The 15,019-nt window shown below is 69.0% G+C and carries 15 protein-coding genes; 12 read left to right on the top strand and 3 right to left on the bottom strand.

Annotation, left to right across the window (positions count from 1 at the left end):
- The first annotated feature begins 99 nt into the window (after positions 1-99).
- The 4 genes from murA to ACHAA4_RS03470 are packed head-to-tail and all read left to right on the top strand — an operon-like array spanning position 100 to position 4,562.
- A complete protein-coding gene (murA, locus tag ACHAA4_RS03485) occupies positions 100-1,422 on the top strand; it encodes a UDP-N-acetylglucosamine 1-carboxyvinyltransferase (RefSeq protein ID WP_435772784.1) in 1,323 nt (440 codons plus the stop codon).
- 24 nt (positions 1,423-1,446) lie between these two features.
- On the top strand, positions 1,447-2,394 hold the full coding sequence (locus ACHAA4_RS03480) for a lysophospholipid acyltransferase family protein (RefSeq protein ID WP_435772783.1): 948 nt from the start codon (positions 1,447-1,449) through the stop codon (positions 2,392-2,394).
- Positions 2,391-3,410, top strand: a complete 1,020-nt coding sequence (locus ACHAA4_RS03475; RefSeq protein WP_435772782.1) for an NAD(P)H-dependent glycerol-3-phosphate dehydrogenase — start codon at positions 2,391-2,393, stop codon at positions 3,408-3,410. Before ACHAA4_RS03480 ends, ACHAA4_RS03475 begins: the two co-directional genes overlap by 4 nt.
- Positions 3,411-3,413: 3 nt before the next feature.
- Positions 3,414-4,562 carry a D-alanine--D-alanine ligase family protein gene (locus ACHAA4_RS03470; protein ID WP_435772781.1) on the top strand — a complete coding sequence of 383 codons (1,149 nt, stop codon included), beginning with the start codon at positions 3,414-3,416 and terminating at the stop codon, positions 4,560-4,562.
- A 31-nt stretch (positions 4,563-4,593) separates the two neighbouring features.
- On the opposite strand, the gene ACHAA4_RS03465 is transcribed toward ACHAA4_RS03470, so the two are convergent.
- The gene (locus tag ACHAA4_RS03465) at positions 4,594-5,145 is read right to left on the bottom strand and encodes a DUF3515 family protein (RefSeq protein WP_435772780.1); all 552 of its coding nucleotides are present in this window, start codon (positions 5,143-5,145) and stop codon (positions 4,594-4,596) included.
- Positions 5,146-5,197: 52 nt separating this feature from the next.
- Here ACHAA4_RS03465 and ACHAA4_RS03460 point away from each other — a divergent pair, with 52 nt between their 5' ends.
- Genes ACHAA4_RS03460 through rsmD form a run of 4 tightly spaced genes read left to right on the top strand, consistent with a single transcriptional unit; the run spans position 5,198 to position 10,284 of the window.
- Positions 5,198-6,223 (top strand): LCP family protein, encoded by a 1,026-nt coding sequence (locus ACHAA4_RS03460; protein ID WP_435772779.1) that lies wholly within the window; start codon positions 5,198-5,200, stop codon positions 6,221-6,223.
- A gap of 39 nt (positions 6,224-6,262) precedes the next feature.
- Positions 6,263-7,432 carry a DAK2 domain-containing protein gene (locus ACHAA4_RS03455; protein ID WP_435772778.1) on the top strand — a complete coding sequence of 390 codons (1,170 nt, stop codon included), beginning with the start codon at positions 6,263-6,265 and terminating at the stop codon, positions 7,430-7,432.
- A gap of 7 nt (positions 7,433-7,439) precedes the next feature.
- Positions 7,440-9,650: an ATP-dependent DNA helicase RecG gene (locus tag ACHAA4_RS03450; RefSeq protein ID WP_435772777.1), complete on the top strand. Its 2,211-nt coding sequence runs from the start codon at positions 7,440-7,442 to the stop codon at positions 9,648-9,650.
- Positions 9,616-10,284: a 16S rRNA (guanine(966)-N(2))-methyltransferase RsmD gene (gene rsmD, locus ACHAA4_RS03445; protein ID WP_435772776.1), complete on the top strand. Its 669-nt coding sequence runs from the start codon at positions 9,616-9,618 to the stop codon at positions 10,282-10,284. Before ACHAA4_RS03450 ends, rsmD begins: the two co-directional genes overlap by 35 nt.
- Here the strand turns inward: rsmD and ACHAA4_RS03440 are convergent.
- A complete protein-coding gene (locus ACHAA4_RS03440) occupies positions 10,247-11,134 on the bottom strand; it encodes a spermidine synthase (RefSeq protein ID WP_435772985.1) in 888 nt (295 codons plus the stop codon). The two genes, rsmD and ACHAA4_RS03440, sit on opposite strands and share 38 nt — an antisense overlap.
- Positions 11,134-12,501, bottom strand: a complete 1,368-nt coding sequence (locus ACHAA4_RS03435) for an aminotransferase class I/II-fold pyridoxal phosphate-dependent enzyme (protein WP_435772775.1) — start codon at positions 12,499-12,501, stop codon at positions 11,134-11,136. Before ACHAA4_RS03435 ends, ACHAA4_RS03440 begins: the two co-directional genes overlap by 1 nt.
- 99 nt (positions 12,502-12,600) lie before the next feature.
- On the opposite strand from ACHAA4_RS03435, the gene coaD reads away from it, so the two are divergent.
- The 4 genes from coaD to rpmF all read left to right on the top strand — a co-directional run bounded on the left by coaD (position 12,601) and on the right by rpmF (position 15,000).
- The gene (coaD, locus tag ACHAA4_RS03430) at positions 12,601-13,077 is read left to right on the top strand and encodes a pantetheine-phosphate adenylyltransferase (protein ID WP_435772774.1); all 477 of its coding nucleotides are present in this window, start codon (positions 12,601-12,603) and stop codon (positions 13,075-13,077) included.
- An 88-nt stretch (positions 13,078-13,165) separates the two neighbouring features.
- Complete coding sequence (galU, locus tag ACHAA4_RS03425) at positions 13,166-14,089, top strand: UTP--glucose-1-phosphate uridylyltransferase GalU (protein WP_435772773.1); 924 nt, start codon at positions 13,166-13,168, stop codon at positions 14,087-14,089.
- A gap of 75 nt (positions 14,090-14,164) precedes the next feature.
- On the top strand, positions 14,165-14,731 hold the full coding sequence (locus tag ACHAA4_RS03420) for a YceD family protein (RefSeq protein WP_106123702.1): 567 nt from the start codon (positions 14,165-14,167) through the stop codon (positions 14,729-14,731).
- Between the two features lie 65 nt (positions 14,732-14,796).
- Positions 14,797-15,000: a 50S ribosomal protein L32 gene (rpmF, locus tag ACHAA4_RS03415; RefSeq protein ID WP_058888791.1), complete on the top strand. Its 204-nt coding sequence runs from the start codon at positions 14,797-14,799 to the stop codon at positions 14,998-15,000.
- Positions 15,001-15,019 lie beyond the last annotated feature (19 nt).

Here is a 15,019-nt window from a genome sequence, read left to right as displayed (position 1 = left end):
TGCCTCAGCCGCCGGCGGAACTGGGAAGGTATCTCAGTTGATGTGGTTACAGTGGCAAAGCTACATTCCACGTTTGTCGAAGAAGGGACCCCCAGTCCAATGGCCAAGCTGCTCACCGTCCAGGGTGGAAAGCCACTCGAGGGATCTGTCCACGTCCGTGGCGCCAAGAACCTCGTCCCCAAGGCCATGGTGGCCGCGCTGCTGGGCAGCGAGCCCTCCCAGCTGCGCAACGTCCCAGCGATCAAAGACGTCGAGATCGTCACCAATCTGCTCCAGATCCACGGCGTCAAGGTCGACGCCGACCCGGTCACCAACGACCTGACCCTGGATCCCCGCGAGTCCTACAGCGCCGCGCACTCCGAGATCGACGCCTATGCCGGGGACTCCCGCATTCCGATCCTCTTCTGCGGCCCGCTCATGCACCAGCATGGCGAGGCGTTCATCCCCGACCTCGGCGGCTGCCGCATCGGTGACCGCCCGATCGACTATCACCTCGAGGTGCTGCGCAACTTCGGCGCCGTCGTGGACAAATCGCCCACTGGCATCCACATCTCCGCGCCGCGCGGACTCAAGGGCGCGAAGCTGAGCCTGCCGTACCCGTCGGTGGGCGCCACCGAGCAGGTGCTGCTCACCGCGGTGCTCGCCGAGGGCATCACCGAGCTCGAGAACGCCGCGGTGGAGCCCGAGATCCACGACCTGATCGCGATCCTGCAGCAGATGGGCGCGATCATCACGGTCTACACCGACCGCACCATCCGCATCGAGGGCGTGGACCGGCTCTCCGGCTACCGCCACCGCGCGATCACCGACCGCAACGAGACCGCCTCCTGGGCCTCCGCGGCGCTGGTCACCCAGGGCGACATCTACGTCAAGGGCGCCGCGCAGCGCGACCTGATGGCGTTCCTGAACACCTACCGCAAGATCGGCGGCGAGTTCGCCGTGGACGACGACGGCATCCGCTTCTGGCACGCGGGCCACGCCCTGAAGCCGCTGGTGCTCGAGACCGACGTGCACCCGGGCTTCATGACCGACTGGCAGCAGCCGCTGGTCGTCGCGCTCACCCAGGCCCACGGGGTCTCCATCGTGCACGAGACGGTCTATGAGAACCGGTTCGGGTTCACCGAGGCGCTGAAGCGGATGGGTGCTTCGATCCAGCTGCACCGGGAGTGCCTGGGATCGAGCCCCTGCCGCTTCGGGCAGCGCAACTTCCTGCACTCTGCGGTGATCTCCGGTCCCGTGGAGCTTCAGGGCGCCGACATCGACGTCCCGGACCTGCGCGGCGGCTTCTCCCACCTGATCGCGGCGCTGGCCGCCAACGGCACCTCTCGGGTGACCGGCATCGAGGTCATCAACCGCGGCTATGAGCACTTCATGGACAAGTTGGGCGACCTGGGTGCGGATGTCGTGATGTCCGAACGCTGAGTCGGGCCGGTAGGGTTTGTCTCTGTGACCGATTCCAGCAGCGAACCCGCACCCGTCGAGGGCCGAGGCCGCTCGAGCCGCCGCAGGTCTGGCTCGAGCCGCCCCAAGTCCAAGCGCCCCCTCAAGGCCGCTGACACGCTCGACTACACCGTAGGACGTGGCACCCGGATGGGGTTCTCCGCCGCGGCCGCCGTCTGCATCCCGGTGCTGAACCTGGCCCTGGGACGCCGCTGGAAGGGACTGGAGACCCTGCCCGAGGGTGGGTTCATCGTGGTGGCGAACCATGTCAGCGAGATCGACCCGCTCGTCGTCGCCCATGCGGTCTACCGCAGCGGCCACACCTTCCACTTCCTGATCAAGGACTCGCTGGTCCGCATCCCGGTGCTGGGCAAGGTGTTCACCGGTCTCAAGCAGATCCCGGTCTCCCGGGACAGCCGCACGGACGCCGGCCGCTCGCTGGACGCGGCCAAGGACGTGCTCGCCGCCGACGGCGCGGTCATGATCTATCCCGAAGGGACCCTCACCCGGGACCCCGAGGGCTGGCCGATGCGCGCGAAGACCGGCGCCGCCCGGCTCGCGCTGAGCACCGGGGCGCCGCTGATCCCGATCACGCACTGGGGCGTCCAGGAGCTCTTCGGCACCTACGCCAAGGTGCCCAAGTTCCTCCCGCGCAAGCGCTACCAGCTCACCGTGGGGGAGCCCATCGACCTCTCCGACCTGCGCTCGGGCCCGATGACCCGGACCGTGCTCACCGAGGCCACCGAACGCATCGAAGCCGCGCTCACCGAGGGCGTGGCGTCGCTTCGCGGGGAAGAGGCCCCGGAGCTGATCTGGGACCGCACCCTGCGCCAGCGCGTGCCGCGCAGCCAACCGCGACGCGCCCCACGGGCCTCCAGCGCCGCCAGCCCCACCGCTGAGACCCCGCACCCCCCGATCGCCCAGCCCGACGACGCACAGGAGGGTCAGTCATGACCAAGATCGCCGTGCTCGGAGCCGGCAGCTGGGGCACCACCTTCGCCAAGGTGGTGGCCGACGCCGCCGTGCTCTCAGGCCATGACCCCTCGATCGTGCTCTGGGCCCGCCGCGACGAGGTGGCGGCCGAGATCACCGACTCTCACACCAACGCCACCTATCTGGGCGAGACCCGGCTGCCCGAGTCGATCACCGCGACCAGCGACCTCACCGAGGCCGTGCGGGACGCGGAGATCATCGTGCTCGCCGTCCCGGCCCAGTCGCTGCGCTCCCACCTGGAGGTGGTCCGCGAGAACATGCTGGACTCCGCCGTCCTGGTCTCGCTGATCAAGGGCCTGGAGCGCCGCACCGATCTGCGCATGTCAGAGGTCATCGCCGCCGAGCTGAACATCGCCGCAGATCGCATCGTGGTGGTCTCCGGACCCAACCTGGCGATGGAGATCGCCCGCGAGCAGCCCACCGCCTCGGTGGTCGCCTGCGCCGACGAAGGGACAGCCGAGCGGGTCGCGGCGCTGTGCAACAACCACTACTTCCGGCCCTATACCAACACCGATGTGACCGGCGTCGAGATCGCCGGCATCGTCAAGAACGTGATCGCCCTGGCCGTGGGCATCTGCGACGGACAGCAGCTCGGGGACAACTCCAAAGCCTCGGTGATCACCCGCGGGCTCGCGGAGACCACCCGGCTGGCCACCGTGCTCGGCGGCCGCCTGGAGACCTTCTCCGGGCTCGCCGGACTCGGCGACCTGGTCGCGACCTGCGCCTCCCCGCTCTCGCGCAACCGCAGCGCCGGCCGGCTCCTCGGCGAGGGACTCTCCGCCGAGGAGGCCACCGCGAAGCTCTCGCAGACCGCCGAGGGCATGAAGTCCGGCTCCGCCGTGGTGGAGCTGGCCCGCCAGCACGACATCGAGATGCCCATCTGCGAAGCCGTGGTGGCCGTCCTGGAGGGCAAGCTGCCCGTGGACCGCCTGGCCTCGCTGCTGCTGGCCCGAGACCTCAAAGCCGAAGGAAACTGACCCATGGCAGAGATCGACCCTGCGCTGAAACCCCGTGTCCTCGTCCTCTACGGCGGCCAGTCCTCCGAACACTCGGTGAGCTGCGTAACCGCCGCCGGCGTGCTGGGCGCCATCGACACCGACGCCTACGACGTCGTCGCGGTCGGCATCACCTCCACCGGCCAGTGGACCCGCCCGGTCACCGATCCGCGCAGCCATGGCTTCGGCGGGGCCGAGCTTCCCCGGGTGCTGCCCACCGAATCCACGGTGCAGCTGCATTCCGGCGCCGCCGGATCCTCCGAGCGCCGCGCCGACCTCCTCGAGGTCCACGCCGACGGCAGCTCCACCGCGCTGGGCCACGTCGATGTGGTCTTCCCGCTGCTCCACGGCCCCTTCGGCGAGGACGGCACCATCCAGGGGCTGCTCGAGCTCGCCGGACTGCCCTATGTCGGCGCCGGCGTGCTGAGCTCCGCGATGGCCATGGACAAGCACTTCATGAAGATCGCCTTCGCCGCCGCCGGGCTCGACGTCGGGCCGTGGGTCACCATCACCGACCGGCAGTGGACCCAGGACCCCTCCGCAGCGCTGGAGCGGATCCGTGAGCTGACGTTCCCGGTGTTCGTGAAGCCCTCACGGGCCGGCTCCTCCATGGGCATCACCCGGGTCGAGGACCCCGCCCAGCTTGAGGACGCCATCGCCGAGGCGCGCAAGCATGACCCCAAGGTGATCGTGGAGCAGGGGATCGACGGCCGCGAGATCGAATGCGGCGTGCTCGGCTCGCACGGCGGCGCACCCGCCCGGGCCTCGCTGCTGGGCGAGATCGTGGTCCACGACGGCTCCCAGGCCCACCAGTTCTACGACTTCAACGCCAAGTACACCGACGCCGCCGCCGCAGACCTCTCCTGCCCGGCCGAGCTGCCGGAGGAGGTCAGCGAGGAGATCCGCCGCCAGGCCGTCGTCGCCTTCGAAGCACTCGACGCCGAGGGCATCTCCCGGGCGGACTTCTTCTACACCACCGGCGGAGATGTGATCATCAACGAGGTCAACACCATGCCCGGGTTCACCCCGATCAGCATGTACCCGCAGATGTGGAAGGCCACCGGCATCGGCTACACCGAGCTGATCACCGAGCTGCTCTCCCTGGCGCTGCAGCGCCCCGCCGGGCTGCGCTGAGGCTGTAGCCGCCGGGCTGCGCTGAGGCGGCCTACGGCTCGGTGACGTCTTCCTCGGTGGCCTCGCCCTCCTGGACCTCCTGGGCGTCCTCGGTCTGCTCGATCTCCTGATCCGTGGTGGTGCACGACCGGGTCTGATCCACCCGCTGCACCGCGGGGGCCAGGCCCAGCATCGCGGTGGAGGAGGCGACCCCGTCCAGGTCCAGCAGCACCTCCACGGCCGGATCCCGGCCGTAGGTGACCAGCCGCCAGGTCTGCTCGTCCTCCTCCAGGGCGAGCCAGTCCACGCCGTCAGCTCCCACACAGTGCTCAGGGCTCGGACCCGGCGGGACCACCCCGCAGCGCATGACCACCTGGCTGGGTTCACCCCAGACCGCGGTCCCCTGCGAGGTCGTGGGGCGCAGCTCGTGGTCGCCCAGCACGTCGGGCACCGTGAGCATCACATCGGCGCAGTCGGGGTTCGCAGCATCGGGGGCCGCCTCGACCGTAGCCGTGGAGGCGCAGCCGCTGAGCAGCACGAGTCCCAGCAGTGCGGTGGCGACGCCACGGGCGGGGGCACGGTGATCAGCGGGGTTGATAGACACATGACATATTCTGTATGAAGTTCCAAGCGCATGCCCATTCCAGGAGCACCAGATGACGTATGAGGTCGACCACGTGAGGCCCCGGCCCCCACGGCAACGACGTCGCGCCGCCTGGATCATCGTGACAGCGGTCGCCGTCGTCGTCCTGGGACTCGTGGTCGCCTCGGTGCGGTATCTGAACACTCTGAGCAACACTTACGAATCCAATGCTCAGACCTTCGTGGAGAGCTTCCCCGAGGAGCACGTCCGTCCGGTCAAGGCCGAGCACGACGAATCGATCAACATCCTGCTGCTGGGCTCCGACGACAACGGCGGATCCGGCACCACCGAGAACCTGCCCCGGGTGCCCCAGGGCGGACGGTCCGACTCGATCATGCTGATCCATGTGCCCAGCGACCGGGAGAGCATGCAGGTCATGTCCATCCCGCGTGACCTCTGGGTCGAGATCCCCGAACACGGATCACACAAGATCAACGCGGCACTGAGTCTGGGCGGAATCCCGCTGACCGTGAGCACCATCGAGTCCCTCTTCGAGGTCCGGGTCGACCACGTGGCCGCGGTGGACATGCTTGGATTCATCGGCGTGGTCGACGCGCTCGGGGGAGTGACCGTGAACTCCGGCTACGACCAGGCGTTCACCACCGAACAGGGCTTCACCTTCCAGCCGGGCTGGCAGGAGATGACCTCCGAAGAGGCGCTGTCCTTCGTCCGGCACCGCGCCAGCTTTCCCGACGGCGACCTCCAGCGGGTGCGCAACCAGCAGGCCTTCCTCCGAGCAGTCCTCTACGAGACGCTGACCCCGAGCAACCTGCGCAACCCCGCCAAGGTCCAGGACATGGTCGAGACCTTCTCCCCGCACCTGACCGTGGATGAGACCCTCGACGCCGGCGCCGCAGCCGCGCTGCGCTGGCACCTGCGCGACACCTCCGAGAGTGTGGACATGCTCACCGTCCCCACCGGCGGCAGCGGCTACTCCGAGGACGGCCAGTGGATCTTCTACCCGGACGAGCAGGCCATGGATGACATCACCGAGGCCCTCGCCGAGAGCACCCTGGATGAGTATGCGAATTCTCTCTGAGCCCGGGCCGCGCCCCGCCGAGTCGGCAGGGGAGGCCTCATGAGGGGCAAGGTCAAGGGCGCCGCCGCGGTGCACCGCTGGTTCATGCTGGCCGAAGCCGCCCTGGAGCAGAACGTCGAGAACCTGAACCGGCTCAACGTCTTCCCGATCCCCGACTCCGACACCGGCGAGAACATGCTGGCCACGATCCGGGCCTGCCGGGCGAGCGTGGAGAGCTCCTCCACCCAGGACCTCGGCGAGCTCTTCGCCGCCGCCGGATCGCGGGCCATGTCAGAGGCCTATGGGAACTCCGGCACGCTGCTCGCGGTGCTGATCTCCGGACTCGCCGAACCGCTGCACGGGCAGGAGCGGCTCACCATCTCCGGGTTCGCCCGCGCGCTGGAACGCGCCCAGGTCCGCTCCTGGTCCGCGCTGACCGACCCCGTCGCCGGCACCATGCTCTCGGTCCTCGACGCGGTCCACTCCGAGGTCCGCCACCGCGCCCTCCAGGCGCAGGAGCCCGAGAGCAGGGCCGCCCTGGAATCGGCCATGCCCTACGTGGTCTCGCGCGCCTTCCTCGCCGTGAAGGCCACCCGGGAGCAGCTGCCCGCGCTGCAGCGCGCCAACGTGGTGGACTCCGGGGGAGCCGGCCTGCTGGTGGTGCTCATCGCGCTGCACTCGACCATCACCGGGGTCGCCATGGACTTCGCGCCGCTGCAGAGCCTGCCCGGCTGGCAGCAGCGCCCCGCCGCTGGGAGCCCCGGCAGGTCCGACGCATCGGCCCAGACCTCGGGATCCGAGGACGGAGCAGACCGGACTGAGAGTTCCTCAGACTCAGACTCAGATTCAGACCCAGACTCAGATTCAGACCCAGACTCAGCGTCAGCCCGGGAGGCGCGGGCCCAGGGGCCCGACGACGACGCCGCCGGCGTCGGGGGCGTCGAGGTCATGTGCACCGTCCGACTGGACCCGCTCGGCGCGGCCTCGCTGCGCCACGCGCTCGATGACCTCGGCAACTCCGTGATCGTGACCCCGATCGACTCCGCCGCCGACGCGGACGGGACCTACCGCTGGCGGATCCACGTGCACACCCTCGAGGAGCCCCGCACCTCCGAGACGGTGCACGCCGCGGGACCGGTGGAGTCCTACGCCGCCACCGCACTGCACCGGAATCCTCCCGCCCAGGACGAGAAGCCGCCCAAGAACCAGCCGCCCCGAGAGCAGGAGTGATTCGCGCGTGGATGTGCTGCCCTCCACCGAGCTGAGCCGCGTCATCGGCGCGGAGTCGGCGAAGACGCTGAAGCAGGGCCTCGGGATCACCACCGCGGCCGAACTGCTGCAGCACTACCCGCGCCGCTGGATCGAGTTCGGCCAGCTCTCCTCCTTCCGCGACCTCCCCGAGGCCGGGGAGCATGTCAGCCTGATCGCCGAGGTCACCGGGGTCTCGGTGCGCAAGATGGCGAACCGGCGGGGCTCCCTTGCCGAAGTCTGGGTCGCCGACGACGAGGGCAACTCGCTGAAGATGGCGTTCTTCAACGGCTGGAGCGTCGGTCGCCAGCTCACCCAGGGCGCCCGGGCGATCTTCCACGGCAAGGTCGGCAGCTACCGCGACCGACCCACCCTGAACAACCCCGACTTCACGGTGCTGGTCGACGCCGACCCCGGGACCATCACCGACCAGGTGGATCCCGAGGCCGACCCGCTCGGCGCAGCCGAACTGCCGCGCGCACTGAGCCGGGGCAAGACCCCTGTCCCGCTGTATCCGGCGACCTCCGGTATCAGCAGCTTCCGGATCCTGGACTGCATCGAGATCCTGCTGGATCTCACCGACTTCAGCGCATGGCCCGAACCGCTGCCCGAGAGCGTCCGCGCCGCCGAGGGACTGCCCGACCTGGCCGAGGCCTACCGGCTGATCCATCGCCCCGAGACCATAGAGGACCCGGACCGGGGGCTGCGCAGGATGCGCTACCACGAGGCGTTCCTGCTCCAGGGGCTGCTGCATCTGCGCCGCGCCCAGGAACAGCACCGCCGCGCCCTGCCGCGACCCCGGCGCCAGGACGGCCTGCTGGCCCGGTTCGACGCCGCGCTGCCGTTCACCCTCACCGAGGGGCAGGTCCACTGCGGGGAGCTCATCGCCGGCGAGCTGGACGACGAGCGGCCGATGAACCGGCTGCTGCAGGGCGAGGTGGGCTCGGGCAAGACCCTCGTCGCGCTGCGCGCCATCCTGCAGGTCCTCGAGAGCGGCGGACAGGCTGCACTGATCGCCCCCACCGAGGTGCTCGCCGCCCAGCACGAACGGTCCCTGCGCCGGATGCTCGGCGGGCTTGCCGATGAGATCGGGCTGACGCTGCTGACCGGATCGCTGAACACCGCGGAGCGCCGCCGGGCCCTGCTCGACATCGCCTCTGGCACCGCTGAGCTGGTGGTGGGCACCCACGCCGTGCTCGGCGAGCAGGTGCACTTCGTCGACCTCGGCCTGGCCGTGGTCGATGAGCAGCACCGTTTCGGGGTGGAGCAGCGTGACGCGCTGCGCACCCGCTACGAGCTCACCCCACACATGCTGGTCATGTCCGCCACCCCGATCCCACGCTCAGTGGCGATGACGGTCTTCGGCGACCTGGAGCTGACCACCCTGGAGGGTCTCCCTCGGGGCCGCCAGCCGATCGTCACCCACGTGGTGCGCACGGTGCAGGGCCCGCGGTTCATCGGTCGTGTCTGGGAGCGGATCGCCGAGGAGGTCGCCGCCGGGCACCAGGTCTATGTGGTGTGCCCCAAGATCAGCGAGGCTGACGCGCGCGAGGACCCAGAGACCGGGGTGCAGACCGACCAGGACGCCTCGGTGGAGCTGATCTCCCAGCGCCTGGCCGAGCATCCGCTGCTGAGCAGGACCCGGCGCGCCGAGGTCCACGGCCGGATGGACGCGGCGTCGAAGGAAGAGCTGATGACCGCCTTCGAGCGCGGCGAGATCGACGTGCTGATCTGCACCACCGTGATCGAGGTGGGCGTGGACGTGCACAACGCCACGGTGATGGCGGTGCTCGACGCCGACGCCTTCGGAGTCTCCACCCTGCATCAGCTGCGCGGACGGATCGGCCGCGGCGGCGCTCATGGGCTCGCCCTGCTGGTCACCCGGCTGCCCGACGGGCACCCCTCGCTGGAGCGGCTGGAGCAGGTCGCCGAACACTCCGACGGCATGACCCTGGCCCGGCTGGATCTGGAGCGTCGGCGCGAGGGCAACGTGCTCGGCGCGGCGCAGGCCGGCCGGGCGTCCACGCTGAAGCTGCTGCGCACGATCAGAGATGAGAAGATCATCGTCCGCGCCTCCGAGCTGCTCACCGCGCTCAGCGCAGCTGATCCCAGCTGGGAGAGCTACCCTGGACTCCGCACCGCGGTGGGGGAGTACCGCGACCTCCATGAGGGCGCGGACGAATTCATCCAGCGCGGCTGAGCACAGCCGCTGTCCCCTCAGGGCCTCGAGACAGGAGTGTGAGATGGCACGGATCATCGCCGGCACGCATAAGGGACGCCGCCTCGTCGCCGTCCCCACCGACGCCACCCGACCCACCAGCGACCGGGTCAAGGAGTCGCTGTTCTCCCGGCTCGAGGGCTATGACGCGCTCATCGACGCCGTCGTCGTCGACCTCTACGCCGGATCCGGGGCGCTGGGCTTCGAGTCGCTCAGCCGCGGGGCCCGCAGCCTGGAGGCCGTGGACAAGGCCGAGGCGGCAGTGCGCACGCTGCGCCGCAACGCCGAGTTCTTCGGCGCGGAGGCGGAACCTGCCCTGCGCAAGGAGGTCACGGTCCACAAGGCCGATGCGCTGAAGTACCTCGGCTCGCGCAGCGGCCCGCCCATCGAGCTGCTCTTCCTGGACCCGCCCTACAGCCTCGGCGACGCCGAGCTGCTCAAGGTGCTGGGCGCCGCCCGGGAGCACCTGCACGAGGCGGCCACCGTGGTGATCGAGCGTGACGCCGGCAGCGGGACGCCCTCACTGCCGGAGGGCCTCGAGATCTTCAGCGAGAAGTCCTACGGCAGCACTCAGATCTTCATGGTCGAGCCCAGTCCAGCAGCTCTTCCGCACTGAGCACGTCCCCGGGGTGCGGACCCGCACCCCAGATTGCATTGAGCTCGGTCTGCTCCAGCGCAGGTCCGCGGCGCGCGGCGTAGGTCAGATTCCCCTCGGCCCGCGCCTCGAGCACGTCAGAGGGCGCACTGAGCAGGGCAGATCTCGCCGCCTCGGTGGCTGCGGTGGGAGTGGCGGCCGCGGCGGTGAGCCCCGGCTGCGGAGCGGTGGCAGCCGCGGCCTCGAGCAGCGAGACCACCTGGGCGCGGACGAAGTCCATCGGGGGCTCGTCGCCGAGGTTCACCAGCAGCAGCCCACCGGGGGTGACCCGTTCGAAGACCGCCCGGTGAAACGCGGGGCTGCGCAGGTGCTCCGGTGCGGCCGCACTGTTGAACAGGTCCACCACGACGACGTCGAAGCTCGCCTCCTCCAGGACCCCACCCGCGCCGATGACCGCGGCGGCGTCGGCCACGAGGTTGCGCGGGCTGGTGCGCATCGGCAGGTGTTCCAGGACGAACTCCACCAGCTCGGGCTCGATGTCCACCACGGTCTGCTCCACGCCGGGCCAGTGGTGCTCGATCCAGCGCGGCAGGGTCAGCGCCCCGGCACCCAGGTGCAGCACCCGCGGGGGACCGGCAGCGGCAGGGTCCAGGCGCTCGCGGGCGCAGGTCTGCAGCACCGAGCCCATCCGGAACAGGTAGTCGTGGAGCAGGTAGTCGGGATCCCCGACCTCCACATGGGACTGCTCGGCACCGCCGATGCTCAGCACCACCCCATCCTCGGTGAGATCGTCCTTCGTGAGCTCGGCGAGCTCACCGGAGAAGGAGAGCCGCTGGCTGCGGGGGAGGCCCAGGGTGTCGCGGCCTGGCATCACGGGCCGTCGGTTCCGGCGTCGGACGCGGCCTCGTCGGCACCCGCAGCCCCTGCGGCCGGCGGGTATGCCGCCAGCGCGGCGGGCAGGTGTTCGCGCATCCGGCGCAGCCCCTCCCGAATCGTCGCGTGGTCCTTGCAGAAGGCGAAGCGGACCAGGTGTTCCAGCTCATCGGTGGGCGTGGCCAGGTGTTGGATGGTCAGCGCGGAGACCGGGATCGCCGCGACGCCGACCTCCTCGGCCAGGATCCGGCAGAACTCGGCGGCGGAGAGCGAGGTGATCCCGGAAACGTTGCCCAGCACGAAGTACCCGGCCTCGGCACGGTTGGGGGCCAGCCCCAGTTGTGTCAGTCCGTCGCGGAGCAGGTCCCGGCCGGCCTCCAGCTCTGCGGTGTTCTGCGCGAAGAACCCGCGGTCGTCGTCGAGGCCATGGGCGATCGCCCACTGGAAGGCCGGACCGGAGGAGAAGCTCAGGAACTGCTTGACCCCCCGGACCTGGCTGACCAGCTCCGCGCCGCCGGTGACCCAGCCGACCTTCCATCCGGTGACCGAGAAGGACTTCCCGGCGGAGCCCACCGCGACCGCCACCTCCTGCGCACCGGGGATGGTGAGGATGCTGCGGTGCGGCAGCCGCGCGTCGGAGAGCATCAGGTGCTCGTAGACCTCGTCGCACATGATCCGCAGGTCATGGGCGCGCGCCAGCTCCACGATCCGGGTCAGTTCCTCGGTGCTGAAGACCGTGCCGGTGGGGTTGTGCGGGGTGTTCAGCAGGATCATCGAGGTGCGCTCGGTGATGGCGGCCTCGAAGGCGTCCAGGTCGGGGCGGAACTCGGGACCGCGCAGCGGCACACCGACCAGCCTCGCGCCGGCCAGGGCCACACAGGCGCCGTAGGAGTCGTAGTGCGGCTCGAAGGTGAGCACCTCGCTGCCGGGACGGGCGAAGGCCAGGATCGTCGCGGAGATCCCCTCGGTGGCACCAGTGGTCACCATGACCTGCGTGGCGGGGTCCAGAGTGACCTGCTGGCGCCGCGACTGGGCGGCGCTGATCGCCTCGCGCAGCTCGATCAGGCCCATCCCGGGCGCGTACTGGTTCCGCGGCCCGGTCTCGGGCTCGGTGATCGCCCGCGACGCCAGCTCCAGCAGCCAGTCCGGGCCCTCCGTGTCGGGGAATCCCTGGCCCAGGTTGATCGCCCCGTGGGCGATGGCCGCCGCCGTCGTGCGCTCGTAGATGGTGGGCATGACCTGCGGGGAGCTTGGCGAGGTGTCGGTTCCCGCGTCAAAGCCCAGGGTGTTCGCCCCGGCCGCAGTTCGGGCCCAGGGCATCTCGAGAGCAAGCGGATCGGGGGCGGGGGTGGAGTGAGAGGACATGGACTCCATCGTAGACAGCCCCCGTCCAGACGCCCGGTTCGGGCGCCTCACCTGCGCGCCTTCAGGCACGTGCTTGACCACCTGAAGTAGTGTCGAATCATGCAGCTAGCAGTGTGCCCTGGATCATTCGACCCCCTGCACAACGGTCACGTGGAGATCATCGCCCGCGCCTCGAACCTCTTCGACGAGGTGATCGTCGCCGTCTCCTCGAATATGCACAAGAAGCCGATGTTCTCCGTCGAAGAGCGCATCGCGATGGCGCAGGAGACCTTCTCCTACGTGCGCGGAGTCAGCGTCAAGCCGCTCGGCAGCGGGCTGCTGACCGACTTCTGCAAGGAGGTCGGCGCCAACGCCCTGGTGAAGGGTCTGCGCGACCCCAAGGATCTCGGCTATGAGTCCCCGATGGCCACGATGAACCGCCACCTCTCCGGGCTGGAGACCGTGTTCCTCGCCGCGGACGGCCGCTACACGCACCTGTCCTCCACCTTGGTGAAGGAAGTCCACACGCTCGGCGGCGACGTCGCGGAGTTCATTCCGCGGGCGGTCCAGCGCAGGCTGCAGGACCGACGCCGCTGAGCCCTGAGGTGCCTGCGGAAGAAAATTTCTGCCGAACAACTTCATAGATTCATCTGAATACGCATCCAGGAAACGATAAGGTGGGCACATGAGTTCAACAACGTCTATCCGCAAAGCTGTGATCCCCGCTGCAGGCCTGGGAACACGATTCCTCCCGGCCACCAAGGCCATGCCCAAAGAGATGCTCCCCGTCGTGGATGAGCCGGCGATCCAGTACGTCGTCGCCGAAGCCGCGAACGCCGGCCTCGAGGACATCCTGATGATCACCGGGCGCAACAAGCGGGCTCTGGAGAACCACTTCGACCGGGTCCCCGACCTGGAAGCCACCCTTGAGGCCAAGGGTGACACCAAGAAGCTCGCAGCCGTGCGCAAGGCCACCGAGCTCGGCGACCTGCACTACATCCGCCAGGGTGAGGCCAAGGGCCTCGGTCACGCGGTGCTCTGCGCCAAGCGCCACGTCGGCCATGAGCCCTTCGCCGTGCTGCTCGGTGACGACCTCATCGACGAGCGCGATGAGCTGCTCTCCACGATGCTCGAGACCCAGGAGCGCCTCGGCGGCTCGGTCATCGCCGTGATGGAGGTGCCCGAGGAGAACATCAGCGCCTACGGCGTCATCGACGCCAACGGCCAGGACAAGGTCACCGGCGAGAACGGCGAGGCCGCCGACGTCGTCCCGGTCCACGCCCTGGTGGAGAAGCCTCCCGTGGAGGAGGCGCCCTCGAACCTCGCGATCATCGGCCGATACGTGCTGCACCCCGCGATCTTCGCCGAGCTTGAGCAGACCAAGCCCGGCCGCGGCAACGAGATCCAGCTGACCGACGCGCTGCAGGCCATGGCCTCGAAGCCGGTCGAAGACGGAGGCGGAGTCCATGCCGTGATCTTCCGTGGACGCCGGTACGACACCGGGGACAAGCTCAGCTACATCAAGGCCACGGTGACCCTGGCTGCGGACCGTGAAGACCTCGGTCCGGACCTGCGCGAGTGGCTGAAAGAGTTCGTCAGCCAGATGTGATCGGGGGTTCGCCCCGCGGCCGCCCTGACTGGTAGAGTGGCACGTCGGTCTAGATCATTAAGGAGTGGTTCAGCAATGACTGCTCTACGCGTAGATGTGCAGGAGCTTCGGGGAAAGCCCGGAACCCAGCACGAGATTCACAAGACTGCCCCGGCCCCGGAGGACTTTTCAACAGTCCTCATCGGGATCCCGCAGGGCAGTGAGCTGCAGGTGGATCTGCGCCTGGAATCGGTGCACGAAGGTGTGCTGATGACAGGCACCGCCGTTGGAGAGGTCACTGGACAGTGCGGACGTTGCCTCGATGAGCTGAAGTACCCGCTCACCGTGGACATCATGCAGCTGTTCAGCTGGCCCCAGAAGGCGCGGACCGACCCGGCAGACGAAGAGGATGAGGACACCCGCCCGATGGGCAATGACCTCACCATCGATCTGGAGCCGGTGCTGCGGGACCTGATGGTCTCAGCACTGCCGTTCCAGCCGGTCTGCCGCGAGGACTGCCCGGGACTGTGCTCCGTCTGCGGATTCCGCATGGAGGACGATCTCGAGCATTACCACGAGCAGCTCGATCCCCGGTGGGCCGCGTTGAAAGACGTGGCCGCGGGACTGCCGGATCCGGACGCCGAGTCCGGCTCCAGCACCTAGAACTTGAGCATCTAGAACTTCATTGACCAAGACCCTGTCCATCATCTAGAGAGAAAAGAGACACCGTGGCTGTTCCAAAGCGGAAGATGTCCCGATCCAACACCCGTCACCGCCGCTCGCAGTGGAAGGCTTCTGTGCCGAAGCTGGTGAAGACCGTGGAGAACGGTCGCGTCGTCTACAGCCAGCCTCACCAGGCCAAGCTGGTCACTGACTCCGCCGGCTCCCCGCTGTTCTATGAGTACAAGGGTCGCAAGGTCGCTGACGCCTGAGTCGTCGACACATGACGAC

Source organism: Nesterenkonia maliinae (genome assembly GCF_051262655.1).
Taxonomy (GTDB): domain Bacteria; phylum Actinomycetota; class Actinomycetes; order Actinomycetales; family Micrococcaceae; genus Nesterenkonia.
This window is presented reverse-complemented; position numbering and strand designations above follow the sequence as displayed.

Bases quoted from the DNA above. Each gene is read 5' to 3' on its own strand.
- murA (WP_435772784.1), top strand. From the start codon at position 100: ATGGCCAAGCTGCTCACCGTCCAGGGTGGAAAGCCACTCGAGGGATCT.
- ACHAA4_RS03475 (WP_435772782.1), top strand. From the start codon at position 2,391: ATGACCAAGATCGCCGTGCTCGGAGCCGGCAGCTGGGGCACCACCTTC.
- ACHAA4_RS03470 (WP_435772781.1), top strand. From the start codon at position 3,414: ATGGCAGAGATCGACCCTGCGCTGAAACCCCGTGTCCTCGTCCTCTAC.
- ACHAA4_RS03460 (WP_435772779.1), top strand. From the start codon at position 5,198: ATGACGTATGAGGTCGACCACGTGAGGCCCCGGCCCCCACGGCAACGA.
- ACHAA4_RS03455 (WP_435772778.1), top strand. From the start codon at position 6,263: ATGAGGGGCAAGGTCAAGGGCGCCGCCGCGGTGCACCGCTGGTTCATG.
- rsmD (WP_435772776.1), top strand. From the start codon at position 9,616: ATGAGGGCGCGGACGAATTCATCCAGCGCGGCTGAGCACAGCCGCTGT.
- ACHAA4_RS03440 (WP_435772985.1), bottom strand. From the start codon at position 11,134: ATGCCAGGCCGCGACACCCTGGGCCTCCCCCGCAGCCAGCGGCTCTCC.
- ACHAA4_RS03435 (WP_435772775.1), bottom strand. From the start codon at position 12,501: ATGTCCTCTCACTCCACCCCCGCCCCCGATCCGCTTGCTCTCGAGATG.
- coaD (WP_435772774.1), top strand. From the start codon at position 12,601: ATGCAGCTAGCAGTGTGCCCTGGATCATTCGACCCCCTGCACAACGGT.
- galU (WP_435772773.1), top strand. From the start codon at position 13,166: ATGAGTTCAACAACGTCTATCCGCAAAGCTGTGATCCCCGCTGCAGGC.
- ACHAA4_RS03420 (WP_106123702.1), top strand. From the start codon at position 14,165: ATGACTGCTCTACGCGTAGATGTGCAGGAGCTTCGGGGAAAGCCCGGA.